The organism is Kluyvera sp. 1366 (assembly GCF_054823405.1).
On record NZ_JBTRDW010000009.1, the window covers coordinates 208,858 to 228,814 of the forward strand.

3 protein-coding genes are annotated in these 19,957 nt (G+C 59.1%); all 3 read right to left on the reverse strand.

Annotated elements, in window-relative coordinates:
• Positions 1-67: 67 nt before the first annotated feature.
• Complete coding sequence (locus ACVLVH_RS20090; RefSeq protein ID WP_498949996.1) at positions 68-16,162, reverse strand: Ig-like domain-containing protein; 16,095 nt, start codon at positions 16,160-16,162, stop codon at positions 68-70.
• 307 nt (positions 16,163-16,469) lie between these two features.
• Positions 16,470-17,159 carry an EAL domain-containing protein gene (locus ACVLVH_RS20095; protein ID WP_222234740.1) on the reverse strand — a complete coding sequence of 230 codons (690 nt, stop codon included), beginning with the start codon at positions 17,157-17,159 and terminating at the stop codon, positions 16,470-16,472.
• A 714-nt stretch (positions 17,160-17,873) separates the two neighbouring features.
• Positions 17,874-19,853 (reverse strand): biosynthetic arginine decarboxylase, encoded by a 1,980-nt coding sequence (speA, locus tag ACVLVH_RS20100; RefSeq protein ID WP_101761914.1) that lies wholly within the window; start codon positions 19,851-19,853, stop codon positions 17,874-17,876.
• Between the last annotated feature and the right edge of the window lie 104 nt (positions 19,854-19,957).

A 19,957-nucleotide genomic window follows, 5' to 3' on the forward strand; every position in this document is an offset into this window, starting at 1 on the left:
CCACCAGTCAATAAAGAGAAAGGGGCACATCCCTGTGCCCTAACTGCATCCCTGCATCACAGAGCGATTACGCCGTGTGGTTTTGGTGCGGTTGTTGCAGCAGCTCCTCCAGAGAAACGTTCACGCCTTCCAGCGTAATCAGCTGAGTGGTGCTGTAACCCGTACCGGTACCATCACGGTCAATGGAGAGCACCGTATTGCCATCTGAAGTATGATCCACTTTCACGAAATCATTAATATTACTTGTGGAATCATTCCAGCCGATAAGCAAGTTACTGACGTCAATTTTGTCGCCTTGCGCGACATCGAAGTCGGTCCAGGTATCGTGACCGTTACCGCCGGTAGCATCCGCACTCGCCAGTAAGTGATACACCAACGTATCTGCGCCGGCACCGCTGGTGATGGTGTCGTCGTAGGCACCGCCGGTTAGCGTGTCAGCCCCCGTGGTTCCTGTGATAGTTGGATGCAGCTCAATGGTGAACGACTGCGTGGTGATGGTGCCATCACTCGCCGCCAGGGTGTAACTGAACACCTCTTTATGGGTAATGGATTGTCCATCCACGCCCGCATTCAGTGAATAGGTGTAGTTACCGTTGGCGGCAATACTCAGCACACCAAAGTCGCCGGCAATCGACGTCGTACCCACGCTGTGAACCGTAGTGATATCGCCGTGTTCATTAGTGATACTCAAGGTTCCGGTGTGCGTGCCCGATGCTGAACCGTAGATGCTGCCGCTGGCGTCATGGTCATTGGTGGCTTCGGCCACCAGACTGTTGGTCGCCAGCAGCGTGCTGGTGGATGCACCGTTGTGCAGGTTCACCGTCAAGCTGGCCGAGGTCACCGCGCCGCTGGCATCACGCACCGAATAGGTGAAGACGTCGGTGGCTGGCACCAGATCGGCATCCAGTCCCGCCTTCAGCGTATAGGTGTAGTTACCATGCGAATCGATGGTCAACGTACCGTAGCTGCTGGTGATCACCGTGTTACCGGTGGCCGCAATCGCATTGCCAGTCACCTGGGTGACCACCGTACCGTTCGGCACCGTACCGGCGACGGAGCTGGTATCGTTGGTCAACAGGTTGCCGGTGACGGTTGCCGCCACGGTCAACGCCAGCGTCGTAATATCCGACGTGGTGGTGACGGTAGTCGATGGCAACACGCCAACGCCGTTGCTGGTGCCCAACAGCACGGCATAGTTACCTGTACCGAGGTTGCTGTAAGTCACGTTGCCACCGGTTTGTGTACCAATGGTCAGAACCGTGGTGATGTAGTTGGCGTTGCTGGATTTCAGCGCCCAGGTGCCGTTCGCCTGCTGTTGATAGAGGTACAAGGTATAAGTCGATGTCAGCGCCGCCAGGCTGGTGGCCGAGGCGTGTAATGTCACCGTGCGCGTATCCCCTGCGCCAACGTTAAACATATAGGCGTTAGTGCTGCTCAATACTCCCACACCCAGCACGCTGCCGAGGTTAACGCTCAGCAATGCGACGCTGGTCGAACTGGTATTGGCATTGGTGATGGTGCCGATTTGGGTGGTGTAATCCACTTCGTTGACATCATTCGCTGCCACGATTTGAATCGCACCGGTCAGCGGGGTGCTGGTCGATACGTTGCCTGCGCGGTCAGTCTGAATCACCGACAACGAAGCACCGGTGGTTTGCGCCGTACTCAGGCTCACCGACCATGAACCGCCGCTGCCTACCGTCGTTGTACCCAGCGCGTTACCGCCCGCATCACGTACCGTTACCGTTGCCCCCACTTCACCGCTACCGGTGACCGTGGTACCGGCACCGTTGATTGCCAGGCCACTTACCGCCGCAGGCGGCACAGTATCGACGTTCACCGTCACCGCCGTGTTACCGGTGCTGACGTTACCCGCCGAATCAGTCACCGTTACGCTCAACGGATGCGCACCGTTCGCCAGTGCGCTGGGGGTGTAAGTCCAGCTGCCACCGGCGCCAACCGTTACTGAACCCAGCGCGGTGGTGCCATCGTAGATGGTGACAATCGCGCCCACTTCCGCCGTGCCGTTCAACACCGGCGTGGTGTCACGGGTGTACGCGCCATTGGTCAACGTCACCGGCGTGCTGCCGGCGTCGTCGGTAATGGTGAGCGTACTGGCCGTTGGTGCCACAGTGTCGATGCGCAGCGTGGTCGAGGCGTTCGGGCTGACGTTGCCCGCCGCATCGGTTGCCGTCACGTTCAGCGTATGGGTGCCGTTGCTCAGCGCAGTTGAGACGAAGCTCCATGTGCCACCGCTGCCCACCGTGGTGGTGCCCAGCAGTGTGGTGCCGTCGTACACGCTGATCCGTGCCCCGACTTCGCCGTTACCGGTCAACAGCGGCGTGCTGTCGTTGGTAATGCCGTTATTCGGGATGGTCACCGCCGTGCTGCCGTTGTTATTGGCGGCAACCAGGTTAGTGACCGCCGCTGGCGGCGTGGTATCGATAATGACCGACGCCGACGTCGTCCCGCTGACGTTACCGGCCGTGTCCGTTACCGTCACGCTCAATGGATGCGTGCCCTGCGTGAGCGCGGCGGTGGTGAAGGTCCATGCGCCAGTGCTACCCGCAATCGCCGTGCCTAACAAGGTGCCACCATCGTAGATCGAGACGCGGCTGCCCGCTTCCGCCACGCCGCTCAGCGTTGGCGTGGTGTCGTTGGTAGCACCGCCGCTCGGTACCACGGTACTGGTGACATCATTGGTGATCACCAGCGTTGACGCCGCTGGTGCCACGGTATCCACCGTAATGGAAACCGTCGCCGATGCCGCACTGGTGTTACCCGCTGCATCGGTCACCGTCACGCTCAGCGGATGGCTACCGTTGCTCAGGGTCGCGGTGGTGAAGCTCCATGCACCTGAACCATTGGCGGTGGTGGAACCAATCACGGTGGTACCGTCGTAGATGGTCACAATCGCGTTGGCTTCCGCCGTGCCGCTCAGGGTTGGCGTGGCGTCATCGGTAAAGGCACCGTTCGCCAGCGGCCCCTGAAGAGTGCCGACGTCATCATTGATCACCAGATTGGTCACCGGATTCGGCGCCACGGTATCAATCGTCAGGATGGTTGAGGCGTTCGGGCTCACGTTGCCCGCCGCATCGGTTGCCGTGACGTTCAGCGTATGTACACCGTTGCTCAGCGCCGTCGAGACGAAGCTCCATGTGCCACCGCTGCCCACCGTGGTGGTGCCCAGCAGCGTGGTGCCATCGTAAACGCTGATCTTCGCGCCAATCTCGCCGGATCCGGTCAACAGCGGCGTATTGTCGTTGGTCACGCCGTTGTTCGGAATGGTCACCGCTGTACTGCCGTTATTGTTAGCGGCCACCAGATTGGTGACTGCCGCTGGCGGCGTGGTATCGATGGTTACCGAGGCCGAGGTACTGCCACTAACGTTACCCGCCGCGTCAGTGACCGTTACGCTGAGTGGATGCGTGCCGGTGGAGAGTACGTCGGTGGTGAAGGACCATGCCCCCGTGCCATTCGCAATCGCCGTCCCCAGCAACGTCGCGCCATCATAAATCGACACGCGGCTGCTCGCTTCCGCCACGCCGCTCAGCGTTGGGGTGTTGTCGTTGGTGAAGCCACCACTCGGCACCGTGGTACTGGTGATGTCATTGGTGATCACCAGCGTTGAGGCCGCTGGCGCCACGGTGTCTACCGTGATGGAAACCGGCGTGGTGGCGGCACTGGTGTTACCCGCTGCATCTTTCACCGTTACGCTCAGCGGATGCACACCGTTGCCTAGCGTGGCAGTGGTGAAGTTCCACGCACCGCCCGCGCCGGCCACCACTGAACCCAGCACCGTGGTGCCGTCGTAAATGGTGACAATCGCATTCGCTTCCGCCGTACCGCTCAGCGTTGGTGTGGCATCATCGGTCACCGCACCGTTCGCCAGCGGCCCCTGAATGCCGCCCACATCGTCGTTGATCACCAGGTTAGTGACGGGCGCAGGTGCCACGGTATCCACGGTCAGGGTAAGCGTCGCATTCGGGCTGACGTTGCCCGCTGCATCCGTCGCCGTGACGTTGAAGGTGTGCGCCCCCTCCGCCAGCGTTGGCGTGGTGAAGCTCCATGCGCCGTTAGTGCCTGCGGTAACAGAACCGATAATCGAGGTGCCATCGCGGATAATCACCAGACTGCCCGCTTCTGCCGTACCGCTCAGCGCTGGCGTGTTGTCATTGGTGCTGCCGTTATTGGCAATCGCCACCGGCGTGCTGCCGTTGTTGTTGGCCGCGGCCAGACCGGTTACCGCCCCCGGCGCGACGGTATCGATAATCACCGTGGCCGAGGTGCTGCCGCTGACGTTACCCGCCGCATCGGTAACCGTGACGCTCAGTGGATGAGCGCCTTGCGTCAGCACATCGGTGGTGAAGGTCCATGCGCCGTTGCTGCCTGCCACCGCCGTACCCAGCAGGGTGCCGCTATCGTAAATCGACACGCGGCTGCCGGCTTCCGCCGTACCGCTCAGCGTTGGCGTGCTGTCGTTAGTTGCACCACCATTCGGTACCGTGGTGCTGGTGAGATCATTAGTGATTAACAAGGTTGCGTTGGCTGGCGCCACCGTATCGACATTGACCGTGAAGTTGGTCGCCGCGCTGGTGTTACCGGCTGCATCGCGTACCGTCACGCTCAACGGATGCGATCCGTCGCTCAATGCGGCTGTGGTAAGGCTCCACGCACCATTGCTGCCCGCCACCACAGAACCCAGCACCGTGGTGCCTTCCGAGATAATCACGATGTTGCCAGCGGTAGCATTACCGCTCAGCGTTGGCGTGTTGTCATCGGTCGCCGCACCGCTGGTGAGTGCCCCTTGTGTTGCACCTACGTTGTCAGAAACCACCAGATCGGTGACTGGCGTTGGTGCTGCTGTGGTCACAGTGAAGCTGATCGCCGCATTCGGGCTGACGTTACCGGCGAGATCGGTCGCCGTCACGTTCAGGGTATGCAGACCATCAGCCAGCGTGGGTGACGTGAAGCTCCATGCGCCGTTGCTGCCTGCGGTGACAGAACCGATAACGTCGGTGCCATCACGGATCACCACCACGCTGCCTGCATCTGCCGTACCGCTCAGTGCTGGCGTGTTGTCATTGGTGCTACCCCCCGCAGCAATGGTCACCGGCGAACTGCCGTTGTTGTTGGCAGCAGTCAAACCGCTCACCGCCGTTGGTACGACGGTATCCACAGTCACCGTTGCCGTGCTGGATGCCGCGCTAGTGTTACCGGCGGCATCTGTCACGCGCACGGTGAGCGAATGGCTGCCTTCGCCCAGTACCGGTGAAATAAAGCTCCATGCTCCGCCTGTTCCGGCAGCAACCGAACCGAGCAAGGTCGTACCATCGTAAACGGTGATCACACTGCCCACTTCCGCGGTACCGCTCAGCGTTGGCGTGCTGTCGTTGGTCGAACCGCCATTTGGCACCACCGTGCTGGTGACGTCGTTGGTGACCACCAGCGTCGAGGCGTTGGGTGCCACGGTATCGACAGTGAGGTTCACGACATCAGAGCGCGGACCGACGTTACCCGCCGCATCCGTCACGGTGACGCTCAGCGCATGTCCGCCCTGACTCAGCGTTGGCGACGTGAAGTCCCACTCACCGCTACCATTGGCGACCGTTGAGCCGATAACCGTGTTGCCGTCATAAATCGTAACAATGCCGTTGGCTTCCGCGAGACCTGCGAGCCGCGGGGTACTGTCATTGGTGGCGCCATTGTTAGCAATGGGCACGGTTACGCCGTCGTTGTTATTAGCGGCAGAGAGGTTAGTTGCTGCAAGCGGTGCCACGGTATCAATAGTGAAATTCACCGTTGGCGAGTTTGCGCCCGGATTACCCACTGAATTGACCGTGGTGACATAGATGCCGTGCGGTCCATCATTCAGCGTTGGCGTGAAGGTCCACTGTCCGGTCGCACCGACGGTAACGCTACCCAACACCGTTGCACCATCGTGAATGGTAATCACATCCCCCACATCTGCCGCGCCGGTTAATACCGGCGTACCGTCCTTGATATTGGCGCCGTCATTCACGGTAACCAGTGAATTGCCGCTATCGTCGGTGATCACCAGCGTACTGACCGCTGGCGGCAGATCCGCTGCGATATTCAGCGTAAACGCCGGGCTGCTTGCCGCGCTGACGTTGCCTGCTACATCGGTCACTGTGAAGGTGAAGTTATGCTCGCCGTTAGAGAGCGCGCTGCCCGGCGTGAAGCTCCATATGCCGCCAGTAGCGATCACAGTGCCCAGCAGCGTGGTGCCATCGTAAACCGACACTCGGCTGCCCGCTTCAGCGGAGCCGCTCAGCGTTGGCGTGCTGTCATCGGTGGTGTCACCCGACAGCAACGGACCGGTGCTGCCCCCCTCATCGTCTGTTACGACAAGATTGCTGACCGTTGCCGGTGCAGCCGTATCAATATTAATCGTAATCGGTATCGCTTCCGGGCCCGTCGTCCCCGCAGCGTTGGTGACTGAAACGGTGAAGCTGTGCTGGCCATCATCTAAAGCCGCAGTTTCAAAGCGCCACTCGCCGTTGTCGCCTACCGTGGTGGTGCCAAGAAGATCGCTGCCCTCGTAGATGTTGATGATGGTGCCCGCTACACCGGTTCCGCTTAGCAAAGGCGTGTTGTCGTTGGAGTCACCGTCATCCGCCACCTGCACGGTGGTAGTGGCCGCATTGTTGTAAATAGCAAAGCTCGACACCGCTGCCGGCGTAGAGGTGTCCACCGTCAATGATACCGAGGCATTGGCGCTCACGTTGCCCGCCGCATCGGTCACGGTGACATTCAGCGTATGCATTGCGTCCGTCAGCGCGCTGGTGGTGATGCTCCATGCGCCGTTGCTGCCTGCCACGACTGAACCCACTAAGGTAGTGCCGTCATAGACGCGAACGATCGCGTTGGCTTCCGCCGTGCCGCTGATGGCTGGCGTGCTGTCATTGGTAATGCCGCCATCAGCAATGGTCACCGGTGAGCCACCATTGTTATTTTGCAGCAGCAGATCGCCAGCCGGTTGCGGTGCGCTGGCATCCACCACCACGGTAAAGGTCGAGGATGGCGAACTGACGTTGCCGACCTCGTCGGTTACGGTGGCGGTCAGCGTATGCGAACCATCGGTTAAGGTCGGTGAGCTGAAGCTCCAGGTTCCGCCCGCCGTTGCGGTGGTCGAGCCGATAACGGTGGTGCCATCATAAAGAGTGACCAGGCTGCCCGCTTCCGCTGTGCCACTCAGCAACGGCGTGTTGTCGCTGGTGGTGGCGCCGTTCGGCACCAGTACGGGCGTCCCGCCGTTGTCATTGTTCACCACCAGCGTGGCTGGCGCTGGAACCACGCTGTCGACGGTAAAATCAATCGCCGCTGACGCTGTACTCACATTGCCCGCCGCATCCACTACGGTGGTGCTCAGGCTGTGCGCGCCCTCATCCAGCGTGGGTGAGGTGAAGCTCCACTGGCCGTTGCTGCCCACCGAAGCGCTACCGATGATGGTTGTGCCGTCACGGATAATCACCGTGCTGCCCGCTTCGGCGGTACCGGTGAGGAATGGCGTGTTGTCGTTGGTGAAGCCGCCGTTGGTGATAGCCACCGGCGACGTGCCTTCATCATTACTGGCCACCACGTTCAGCGCTGCCGCTGGCGGTGTGGCATCAATCACGACGCCAATGGTGCTCGGCGCACTGACGTTTCCTGCCGCATCGCTGGCCGTGACGCTAAAGGTATGGGTTCCATCCGCCAGCGCGCTCGCCGGCGTGAAGGTCCAGGTTCCGCCCGCCCCGACGGTGGTGGATCCCAACACGCCGTTCTGATCGGACACGGTGATGATGCTGCCCGCTTGTCCAGAACCGCTCAGCACCGGTGTGCTGTCGTTGGTGAGCCCGCCGTTCGGAATACTAACGGGTGTACCAATATCGTTGGTCAGCGTCAGGCCGGTCGCCGCTGGCGGTGCCACGGTATCTACGGTGACGGTGATGGTGCTGCTTGCCGGTCCGGTGTTACCTGCGGCGTCACGCACCGTCACGCTCAGGTTGTGCGTGCCATCGGTCAGATTGGGTGAGAAGCTCCAGGCGCCCTGCGCATCGGCGACGGCGCTGCCCAGCACGGTGGTGCCGTCAGACACAATCACAATGCTGTTGGCTTCTGCGGTACCGCTCAACTCTGGCGTGTTGTCGTTGGTGGTGCCGTTGTTAGCAATCGGCACCGGCGAACCGCCGTTGTCGTTGTTCAGCACCAGTCCGGTTGCCGCAACAGGCGCAACGGTATCAACGTTAAAGGCAATGGCTGCGGAGGCAGGGCCGACGTTACCCGCAGGATCGGTGACGGTCGCCGTCAGGCTGTGCGCACCTTCACCCAGCGTTGGCGTGGTGAAGCTCCACTGTCCGTTACTGCCAACAATCGCGGTGCCCAGCACGGTAGCGCCATCCAGCACGGTCACGGTGCTGCCGGCTGCTGCGGTACCGCTGATCGCCGGTGTGGCATCGTTGGTGGTGCTGCCTGCGGCAATCGTAACCGGTGAACTGCCGTTGTTGTTGTTCAGCGCGATCGCGCCCGGCGCCACTGGCGGCGTGGTATCAATGCTGAAGTTCAGGGCCGCGGACGGCGAACTGACGTTACCTGCGGCATCGGTCACCGTGGTGGTCAGGCTGTGATCGCCCTCGCCCAGCTCCGGCGAAGTGAAGGTCCAGCTGCCGCCGCTGCCGACCACAACAGATCCCAGCACGTTGCTGCCGTCAGAAACAATCACGATGCTGCCTGCTTCAGCGCTGCCGCTCAACACTGGTGTGGTGTCGTTGGTGGCGCCGCCTGCAGCAATCGTTACCGGCGTTTGGCCGGAATCATTGCTCAGTTGCAGCCCTGTCGCCGTATTCGGTGCCTCGGTATCGACGGTAAAGGCGATTGCCGTAGACGGAGCGCTGCTGTTGCCTGCGGCGTCAGTGACGGTTGCCGTCAGGCTGTGCGCGCCCTGGCTCAGCGCTGGTGAAGTGAAGCTCCAGGTTCCATCGGTGCCAACAATCGTCGAGCCCAGCACGGTGGTGCCGTCACGCACGATGATGATGTTGTCCGCCTCGGCGGTACCGCTCAGCACCGGCGTGGTGTCGTTAGTTGCTCCGCCCGAGACGATTGGCGTTGGCGTGCTGCCCTGATCGTTACTGAGTACCACCGTAATCACGGCTGGCGGCGCGGTGGTATCGATAGTGACCGCGTACGGCGTAGAGGCCGGGCCGACGTTACCGGCCGGATCGGTGACGGTAGCGGTCAGGCTGTGCGCGCCCTCGTCCAGCGGATTGGCCGGAGTGAAACTCCATTTGCCATCGGTGCCGACGGTGGTGCTGCCCAGCACCTCGGTGCCATCACGCACCGTGACGACGCTGCCCGCTTCGGCACTGCCGCTCAACACTGGCGTGGTGTCGTTGGTGCGACCGCCGGTATCAACAGGAATCGCCGTGCCGCTGTTGTTATTGCTGAGCTGCAGATCGGTGGCGGCGGCTGGCGGTGTGGTATCCACGGTAAAGGTAACCGGCGTGGATGCGCCGCTGCTGTTGCCCGCCGCATCGGTGACGGTGGTGGTCAGGCTGTGTGCGCCCTCGCCCAGCGCGATCGTTGGCGTAAAGCTCCAGTTGCCGTCGGTGTCCGCCGTGGCGGTGCCCAGTACGGTAGTGCCATCCAGTACCGTGACGGTGCTGCCCGCTTCGGCGCTGCCGCGCAACACCGGCGTGCTGTCGTTGGTGATACCGCCAGCGGCAATCGCCGTACCGCCGTCGTTACTCAGTTGCAGACCGGTTGAGGTTGCTGGTGGCTGCGTATCCACGGTGAAGTTAATCGGCGCAGACGGGTCGCTAACGTTACCCGATGCGCTGGTGACGGTGGTGGTCAGGCTGTGCGCGCCTTCGCTTAATGCCGGCGTGCTGAAGCTCCAGCTGCCGCCGCTGCCAACCACAACGGTGCCGAGCACGGTGGTGCCGTCCAGTACGGTGACGGTACTGCCCGCCGCTGCGCTACCGCTAAGCACCGGCGTGGTGTCATTGGTCGCGCCGCCGGACGCAATCGGAACTGGCGTGCCGCCGTTGTCATTGTTCAGCTCAAGATCATCTGCGACTGGCGGTTGGGCGGTGTCGATATTGACGACGATGGGGGCCGATGCCGGGCCAACGTTACCGGCCGGATCGGTGACGGTCGCAGTAAGCGTGTGCTCTCCCGCCGTCAACGGTGCGGTTGGGATCACGCTCCAGCTGCCATCACTGCCAACGGCTGCGCTGCCGATCACGGTCGTGCCATCACTCACCGTGACGATGCTGCCCGCTTCTGCGATGCCGCTCAGCGCAGGTGTGGTGTCATTAGTGGTGCCGCCCGCAGCAATCGGTACCGGCGTCGCTCCTTCGTTGTTGCTGAGTTGCAGACCCGTTGCCGCCGCAGGTGGCGTGATATCCACGGTGACCACAATGGGCGCAGAGGGCGCACCGGTGTTGCCCGCCGGACTGGTAACGGTGGCGGTCAGGCTGTGATTGCCCTCGTTCAGCGCTGGCGTGGTGAAGCTCCATGTTCCGCCGCTGCCGACGGTGACGGTACCGAGTACGGTAGCGCCATCAGAAACGGTAATGGTGCTGCCCGCCGCTGCGGTGCCGCTCAATACTGGCGTTGCATCGTTGGTTGCCGCACCAGAGGGAATAGGTACAGACGTGCCGCTGCTGTCGTTACTGAGCTGCACACCGCCCGGTGCTGGCGGTGCCGTGGTGTCAATGGTGAAGGTCAATGGCGTGCTTGCCGCGCCGGTATTGCCCGCCGCATCGGTCACGGTGGTGGTCAGGCTGTGTGAACCATCGCCGAGCGCCGGAGAGGTAAAGCTCCAGTTGCCATCGTTGCCGACGGTCACCGAACCCAACGCCGTGCTGCCATCAGACACCGTCACGACGCTGCCCGGTTCCGCACGACCACTCAACACTGGCGTAACATCGTTGGTGGTGCCGCCATCCGCGACCGGCACCAGCGTGCCGCTGCCATCGTTGCTCAGTTGCAAATCGGTCGCCGCTGCCGGTGGCGTGGTATCCACAATCACAATCACCACCGACGACGCAGGGCCGACGTTACCGGCCGTATCGGTGACGGTGGTGGTGAGATTGTGCTGCCCTTCAGTCAGCGGATCGGTTGGTGTAAAGCTCCAGTTGCCGTCGATGCCGGTGATTGCGGTGCCCAGCACCGTAGTGCCATCGCTCACCGTCACGGTGCTGCCCGGTTCGGCGGTGCCGTTCAGGGTTGGCGTGGTGTCGCCGGTGGTGCTACCTGAAGCCAGCGGCGTGCCGTCGTCGTTGGTGAACTGCACATTGCCCGCTGCGGCAGGCGGCTGGGTATCGATGGTCACCGTCACCGGCGTAGAAGCCGGGCCGGTATTGCCAGCGGCATCGGTAACGGTTGAGGTCAGGCTATGATCACCATCGCTCAGCGGTGGCGTGGTGTAACTCCAGCTGCCATCGTTGCCCACCGTGGTGGTGCCGAGCACGGTGGTGCCATCCGAGATGGTGACCGTACTGCCCGCTTCACCGCTGCCGCTCAAGGTTGGCGTGTTGGTGTTGGTGCTGCTGCCTTCCGGGATCGGCACACCCGCACCATCTTCCAGCGCCACGCCGGTTGGCGCGGTGGGCACCACGGTATCAATGGTGATGTTGATGGTTGGCGAATCGGTCTCCACGCCGGTCGTCGCGTTAGTGGCGACCGCATGGAAAGCGTAAGTGGCATCGGCCAGCGCCGCAGGTGTGAAGTTCCACTGCCCATCGCTACCCGCGACCGTGCTGCCAATGAGGGTGGTGCCGTTATACAGCGTGATCAGATCGCCCGCGCCCGCCTGGCCGCTAAGAATCGGCGTGGTGTCGTTAGTGCTGGAGTTGTTTGGCAGTTCAACCAGCGTGCTGCCGCTGTCGTCGGTCACCACCAGCAGGCTGCTGGTCGCCGGAACGCCAGCATCGACATTGAGGGTAAATACCGGCGACGACGGGCTAACATTGCCTGCCGCATCGGTGACGGTGGTGGTCAGGCTGTGTTGGCCGTTAGTCAGCGCGGCATCTGGCGTGAAGCTCCAGCTGCCGTCGCTGCCCGCTGTCGCTGAGCCCAGTAGCGTGGTGCCGTCATAGACGCGCACCACCGATCCCGCTTCGGCGGTGCCGCTCAGGGTTGGCGTGCTGTCGTCGGTGATGGTGCCCGAAGTCAACGGACCGGTGCTGCCGCCGACGTTATCATTGACCACCAAACCGCTGACCGGCGCTGGCGCGGTGGTATCTACGCTGAAGGCGATCGGTGTGGTCGCCGGGCTAACATTGCCCGCCGCATCGGTCACGGTGGTGCTCAGGCTGTGATTGCCCTCCGCCAGCTTCGGTGTGGTAAAGCTCCAGTTACCGTCGCTGCCGACCGTCACGGTACCCAACACGGTGGTGCCATCAAGGATAGTAACGGTGCTGCCCGCTTCCGCGCTGCCGCTTAAGACTGGTGTCGCATCATTGCTGGCCCCGCCGGCGGTAACTGGCTGCGTAATGCTGCCCGCATCGTTGGTGAGTTCCACGTCGGTTGCGGCATCGGGCGCGATGGTATCCACGGTGATGTTAATGGTTGCGGTATCAGTGACGTTGCCGTTGGCATCGGTAATGGTGCCGTGCAACGCATGCGGACCATTGCCTAAACCGGTGACATAGAAAATCCACTGACCGTTACTGCCCGCCGTGGTGCTGCCCAGCACGGTGGTGCCGTCATACAGGGTTATGATATTGCCGGGCCCCGCCAAACCGGTTAATACCGGGCTGTCATTGTTGGTGCTGCCGCCGTCAGTCAGCTGACCCACGGTATTGCCGTTTTCATCCGTCACTTCCAGCGACGATGTGGCTGGCGGAATAGCCGCATCAACGTTGATCACAATCGGCGGACTGGCTGGGCCGACGTTACCGGCGCTGTCCGTGGCGGTGACGGTGAGGGTATGGCTGCCATTGCTCAACGCTGGCGTGGTGAAACGCCATGTGCCGTCGGTGTCCACGGTGGTGTTACCCAGCAGCGTGGTGCCATCGTAAATACTGATGGTGGCATTCGGCTCGCCGGTGCCGCTCAGGGTTGGTGCGCGGTCATCGGTGGTATCGCCGGACGTTAACGGCCCTTGAACCGCGCCGACGCTATCTTCGATCACCAGATCGGCAATAACGGCTGGCGGCGTGGTATCCACTGTTAAAGTAACGGCTGGCGACGCCGGACCGGTGTTGCCAGCCGGATCGGTGACGGTGGTGGTCAAGCTGTGGTTGCCGTCACTCAGGGTTGGCGAGGTGAAGCTCCAGCTGCCGTCGCTGCCCACCGTTGCGCTGCCGATCACGTTGGTGCCATCCAGCACGGTAACGGTGCTGCCCGGTTCTGCGGTGCCGCTCAAGGTTGGCGTGTTGTCATTGCTGGTGCCGCCAGAGGCAATGGGTACCACAGTGCTGCCGCTGTTATCGCTCAATTGCAAGTCGCCAGCCGCTGCCGGCGCGGTGTTATCAATAGTGATGTTAAGGGTGCCGGAATCAGTCACATTGCCATTGGTATCAGTGGCCGTGGCGTGGAAGGCATAAGTCCCGTCAGCCAGCGCGGTAGCTGGCGTAAAGCTCCATTGCCCATCCGCACCCGCGACGGTGCTGCCGAGCAGCGTGGTGCCGTTATATAACTCGATGAGCGCGCCCGCCGAGGCCAGACCGCTCAAGGTTGGCGTGGTGTCCTGCGTGCTGGAACCTTCTGGCAACAGGCGAAGTGTGCTGCCGCTGTCATCGGTGATTTCCAGCGTGCTGGTGGTTGGCGGTACGCCAGCGTTGACGGTGAAGCCAACACCGGTTGTCGCCGGGCTGACGTTACCTGCCGCATCGGTCACCGTTACGCTGAGCGAATGGCTACCGTTGCTCAACGTTGGCGTGGTAAAGCTCCAGGTGCCGTCGTTGCCAACGGTGACGCTGCCGAGCAGCGTGCTGCCATCATAAATTTTGACGATGGCGTTGGCTTCACCGTTACCGGATAGCGTGGGTGTGCTGTCGTCGGTGGTGCCGCCCGCGGTGATTGGGCCGGTTGCAGCACCGACGTTATCGCTGATCACCACATTGCTGGCACCCGCAGGTGCCTGAGTATCCACGGTGAAGGCGATCGGCGTCGAGGTTGGACCCACATTACCTGCCGCGTCGGTGACCGTGGCGGTCAGGCTGTGACCGCCTTCGGTTAAGGTCGGCGCAGTGAAGCTCCATGACCCATTGCTGCCCACGATTGCCGTGCCGAGCACGCTATCGCCATCACGCACGATGACGGTGCTACCCGGTTCAGCGGTGCCGCTCAGCACCGGCGTGGTGTTATTGGTCGCGCCACCGGCGGCAATCGGTTGTAGCGTGCTGCCATCGTTATCGCTCAGCGTTACGCCACCGGCCGCAGCAGGTGCGACGGTATCCACCGTGATGGTGATAGTTGGCGTTTGCGTCACGCTGCCCGCGTTGTTATCGACGGTGGCGTGCAGCGCGTAGGCACCGTCAGCCAACGCAGTTGGGGTAAAGGTCCACTGACCATCGCTGCCCGCAACCACGCTACCCAGCACCGAGGTGCCGTTATACAGCGTGATCAGCGCACCCGCCGTCGCCAGGCCGCTCAGCGTTGGCGTGTTATCCTGAGTGCTGGCGCCGTTGCTGAGTTGCACCAGCGTGTTGCCGGAGTCATCGGTGATTTCCAGCGACGTTGTGGCCGGCGGAATAGCGGCCTGCACGGTGATTTCATAAGGGGCTGATGGCGCGCTGACGTTGCCAGCCGCATCGGTCACGGTCACCGTCAGGCTATGGCTGCCGTTACTCAGGGCGCTGGTGGTGTAACTCCAGCTGCCATCGGAACCCACGACCGCCGTACCCAGCAGCGTTTGCCCATCATAAACGCTGACAATCGCGCCCACTTCACCGCTGCCGGTAAGCGTCGGCGTGTTGTCATCGGTCGTCCCACCGTTATTTACTGTGCCGCCGCTGCCGCCTGAATTATCGTTAACCTGCAGGTCGATGACTGCTGCTGGCGCTTGCGTATCCACGGTGAAGGTGATGGTCGCTGGCGTGCTGACATTGCCCGCCGCATCGGTGGCGGTGATGCTCAACGTATGGCTGCCCTCGCCCAGCGTTGGGCTGGTAAAGCTCCATGTGCCGTTGCTGCCCACGGTGACACTGCCGAGCACCGTATCGCCATCGCGGATGGTGATAATCGAGCCCGCTTCCGCCGTTCCGCTCAGCACTGGCGTGGTGTCTTTGGTCGCGCCGCCGTTGGTGATGGGCTGCGCAGTCGAGCCGCTGTTGTTAATGACGCTCAGGTCGCCAACCGTTGCGGGCGCCACGGTATCCACGGTGAAATCCACCGGATTGGTCGCTGGGCTGGTGTTCCCCGCCGCGTCGGTGACGGTAGCGGTCAAACTATGCTGACCCTCCGCCAGCGCTGGCGTGGTAAAGCTCCAGCGGCCATCAGCGCCAACGGTGACAGTGCCGAGCAGCGTGCTGCCATCGTAAATGCTGACAATCGCGCCCGCTTCAGCGGTGCCGCTCAGCGTGGGTGTGTTGTCATCGGTAATGGCACCCGCGCCAATCGCGCCCTGATACGGACCTACGGCGTCGTTGATCACCAAATCCGTGATGGCGGTTGGCGGCGTAGTGTCGTTTTCACCGGGATCGGTGGGATTGGTTGGGTTGGTAGGATTAGTTGGGTTGGTGGGATTGCCGCCGTTGTTACCGTCATCGGGATTGGTCGGCGAGGCATTACCGCCACCACCACCTGAACCGGCAAACAGCGCACCTAAGCCCGCCAGGGCCGCACCACCGATACCAAAGGCAGCAATGGTGCCGTTATTGGTGGTGTTTTCCGCTAACAGCCCTTCGGTGCTGTCGATTGAAACGTACTGGAAACCTTCTGTACCGGGATCTTCAACCCACCACATGGCGCCGCGATCGTCCTGCAGAACCAGATCGCTATCGCCATTCGGGCTGTAAAAATTATGAATAACAACCACTTCACCAGACTTCGTGGTGACGACTAAATCATTACCATTGCGTGTGAAAGACTTAATATCAGACTGATTAAGATGCAGCTTCACCAAACTCGGAGCGGTCAAATTAACTTGATTTCCACTCAGCTCAGAAGCAACGGTCCCACCTTTTGGGGTTACTGAGATATTATTCATGTTATCGAGATCCCGCAGTTTCCATAATCACGCCCGGCATCAGCAGACACCGGCTTTTACAGCGAATAATCGCGACGATTATTCACTTCTTCTCTTGATCGATTTCATACAGGCTAAGAATGAAATCGCGTTGAGTTTTGTTTAGCCGCCATCCTGATAACTGATTGGTTTTATTTCTTAAAATCACCACGGGAAAAATATATTTGTTCTCAAGCGGCCGGGCACACATGACGTGAAACGCATAAAGCCCAGGCTTTGACATTTTTTCACTTCCCCGAGGGATGAAACCAACTCAATAATTTCAGGATTAAGCTAATAAATCATCGAGATAGACGCTCTGCCACAAATAGCCCTGCATGCCATAAATTGCTTTATGCGACAGCAGGTCGACCTGTTGTTGATTTTCAACACCCTCAACGATGACGCCGTTGCATAATTCGTTGAGATGGTCGAGCAGAATGTCAAAGGTGCGACCGTCGCCAAATTGCCAAAAAAATTCTTTGTCAATCTTGACGATTTCAAATATTCCGCTATCAAACATGGAAAGGTTGGAATAACCCGGACCAAAGTCATCGAGCCATAAAGGGGCCGGCGTCACTTTCGCGACACCTTTTAAAATCAACAGATCGGCGCTATTAAATCGCGCGGTGAAGAATGCTGATATTTCCAGACGCAACAGCGTCAGTTGAGCCAGTTTTTCTTGCATTTCAGCATCTTTAAAAATGCTGGCTACGATATCTCTATCAACATTGACACTGACAATCTGGTCGAACCCTTTCTGGTATAGCTGAATAAGTTTTTCGATCTGGTGGAGGAATAACTGCCATTTAACGTCAGCAGAAAGCTGACTGAAGAACCCAACATCCCTTTCAGGGTTACGCTTATTATTGATATCTGCGTCGTCTGCAAGACGCGTTAACAATTCCCTGGCAATCACCTGGCCGGATAAATCGTAAACCGGCTCCAACAAGAACACTGTCTTCGGTTGATTGCTCATTTCATATCCTTACTGCAACTGCCTGATAGCCTTAAAATGTCAGGATTTCTCATGTAAGAAGTAAGGTAAACATTGATAAAACTTAATGTCTTAACTGAAGGTTAACGTACTACTTACACTTTGAGAAATAGATTTCAGTAAACACTTTAGGTAACTTCAATCGTTTAAATCAATCAATAACGTAAGTAAATTTCTCTAAAATTCACAAAAGCTCAGAAAATTCTTAATCTAATTTAACTTATCTTTTACTTTAATAGATCTGTAAAAACATTATCGAATTGAAAAATAATGATAAAAAAAGATTCTGCACGATTTGATGGCTCTCCTTAACTCAAATTGCAAAATGTTTTATCTGGCATCTATGATTCCAAAAAGCGCCAATAACCACTAATTTCCATAGTGACTATTAAAATCTTAATGTTTAAATTTTTATTATGCATTGCAAAGAATACATAACAGAATAACTGCTTAATCCATGATGAATCAGTAAGTAAGGTAAGGATATTAAGAAAATAATCAGCGTTGCCGACTCGCTTTATTAGAGAAAAGAAGGAGATAGCATTTGGGGAGGTAAATGTGGGATTTACGTGGCGGGTTACAAATAAGCCAAAGGTGATCGTCTTCACAAATCAAATTAAATTATTGTTGCCAGGCGCGGATATAGCAGGAAAAGCGAAAACCGAGCCCTTGCGAGCTCGGTTTAAGAGCAATTAATTACTCATCTTCTAAATAGGTATAACCGTACAAGCCACTCTCGAATTCAGACAAGAATTGCGCGCGCAGCTCTTCATCTATATCCGTTTGTTGCGTTACCTGATCGCGGAACAGCGTCATCAAATCGTTAGGATTCAGCTGCACGTACTCAAGCATATCCGCTACGGTATCGCCCTCATCCGACAGCTGAACTTCCACGCTGCCATCCGGGAACGCAAACACATCAACCGCTTCGGTATCACCGAACAGGTTATGCATGTTGCCGAGAATTTCCTGATACGCGCCCACCATAAAAAAGCCGAGCATCGGTGGATTGTCGATGTCGTATTCCGGCATCGGCATGGTGGTGGCAATGCCATCGCCATCGACGTAGTGATCGATGGTGCCATCGGAGTCACAGGTGATGTCGAGCAACACCGCGCGACGCTTCGGCATTTTATTCAGCCCTTCCAGCGGCAGCACCGGGAACAGCTGATCGATACCCCACGCATCCGGCATTGACTGGAACAGCGAGAAGTTGACGTAAATCTTATCCGCCATGCGCTCCTGCAGCTCATCAATGATCGGGCGATGCGCGCGGTTGCTGGGATCGAGATGCTGCTGAATGTAGTGGCAGATGCTCAGATAAAGCTGCTCTGCCCAGGCGCGCTGGCCGAGATCGTAGGTGCCTGATGAATAACCGGTATGGATGTCGAACAGATCCATTTGGCTATCGTGCAGCCATTCGCGCAGCGAACGACGCACGTCGGGTTCGTGCATCTCCTGCCACGTATCCCACAGGCTCTGAATCGGACGCGGTGAATCGGCATCCGGTGCCACCGGCGTGCTGAACTCGTTACGCTCAACACCAATGATGTTGGACACCAGCACGGTGTGGTGCGCCGTCACCGCACGACCTGACTCGGTGATCACGGTTGGATGTTCCAGCCCGTTCTCTTCACAGGCATCGCCAATCGCCCAAATCACGTTGTTGGCGTATTCGTTCAGACCGTAGTTGACCGAGCAGTCTGACTGCGAGCGGGTTCCTTCATAATCCACGCCCAAACCGCCGCCCACATCGAAGCATTTGATGTTAACGCCCAGCTTCGCCAGCTCCACGTAGAAACGCGCCGACTCACGCACGCCGGTCGCGATGTCGCGGATGTTGGACATTTGCGAACCGAGATGGAAGTGCAGCAGTTGCAGGCTATCGAGACGGCCCGCTTTGCGCATGATATCGACCAGCTGTAACACCTGCGATGCTGCCAGACCAAACTTCGATTTTTCACCGCCGCTTGACTGCCACTTGCCTGAGCCCTGCGACGCCAGACGCGCACGGATACCGAGACGTGGAATCACATTCAGACGCTCGGCCTCTTCCAGCACCAGACGCACCTCGGTCATCTTCTCGATCACCAGATAGACTTTGTGGCCGAGCTTTTCACCGATCAGCGCCAGACGAATGTATTCGCGGTCTTTATAGCCGTTGCAGACAATCACCGAACGGGTTTTGCCGGCGTGGGCCAGCACAGCCATCAGCTCGGCTTTCGAACCGGCTTCCAAGCCTAGCGGTTCGCCAGAGTTGACCAGCGACTCAATCACGCGCTTATGCTGATTCACCTTGATTGGGTAAACCAGGAAGTAATCACCTTTATAGCCGTAAGATTCACGCGCGCGTTTGAAGGCGGCATTAATCGAACGCAGACGATGCTGGAGAATCTGCGGGAAGCAGAACAGCGCCGGCAGACGTTGACCGTCGGCTTCGCGCTCTTTCACCAGCTTCGCTAAGTCAACGCGCACTTCCGGCTGATCCGGATCGGGACACACGCTGATGTGCCCCAGCTCGTTGACGTCGTAATAGTTGTTTCCCCACCAGGCAATGTTGTAGGTACGCAGCATTCTGCTCGCTTCCTGATCGTTCATCGCCACCTCCTGCATGGAGCGGAGTACACCTTGTTCGCCAGCTGACGAACCCTTGATATTCTTCATGTCGTCAGACATCGCGAACCTCAATTTTCCGTTGAAATATGAATTTGTTACCGAGTTTTGTCATGGTGGCGCCAGGTAAAAATTGCCTCATCCTGCTTGCTGCCTCTGTAAGGTTG

Bases quoted from the DNA above. Each gene is read 5' to 3' on its own strand.
- ACVLVH_RS20090 (WP_498949996.1), bottom strand. From the start codon at position 16,162: ATGAATAATATCTCAGTAACCCCAAAAGGTGGGACCGTTGCTTCTGAG.
- ACVLVH_RS20095 (WP_222234740.1), bottom strand. From the start codon at position 17,159: ATGAGCAATCAACCGAAGACAGTGTTCTTGTTGGAGCCGGTTTACGAT.
- speA (WP_101761914.1), bottom strand. From the start codon at position 19,853: ATGTCTGACGACATGAAGAATATCAAGGGTTCGTCAGCTGGCGAACAA.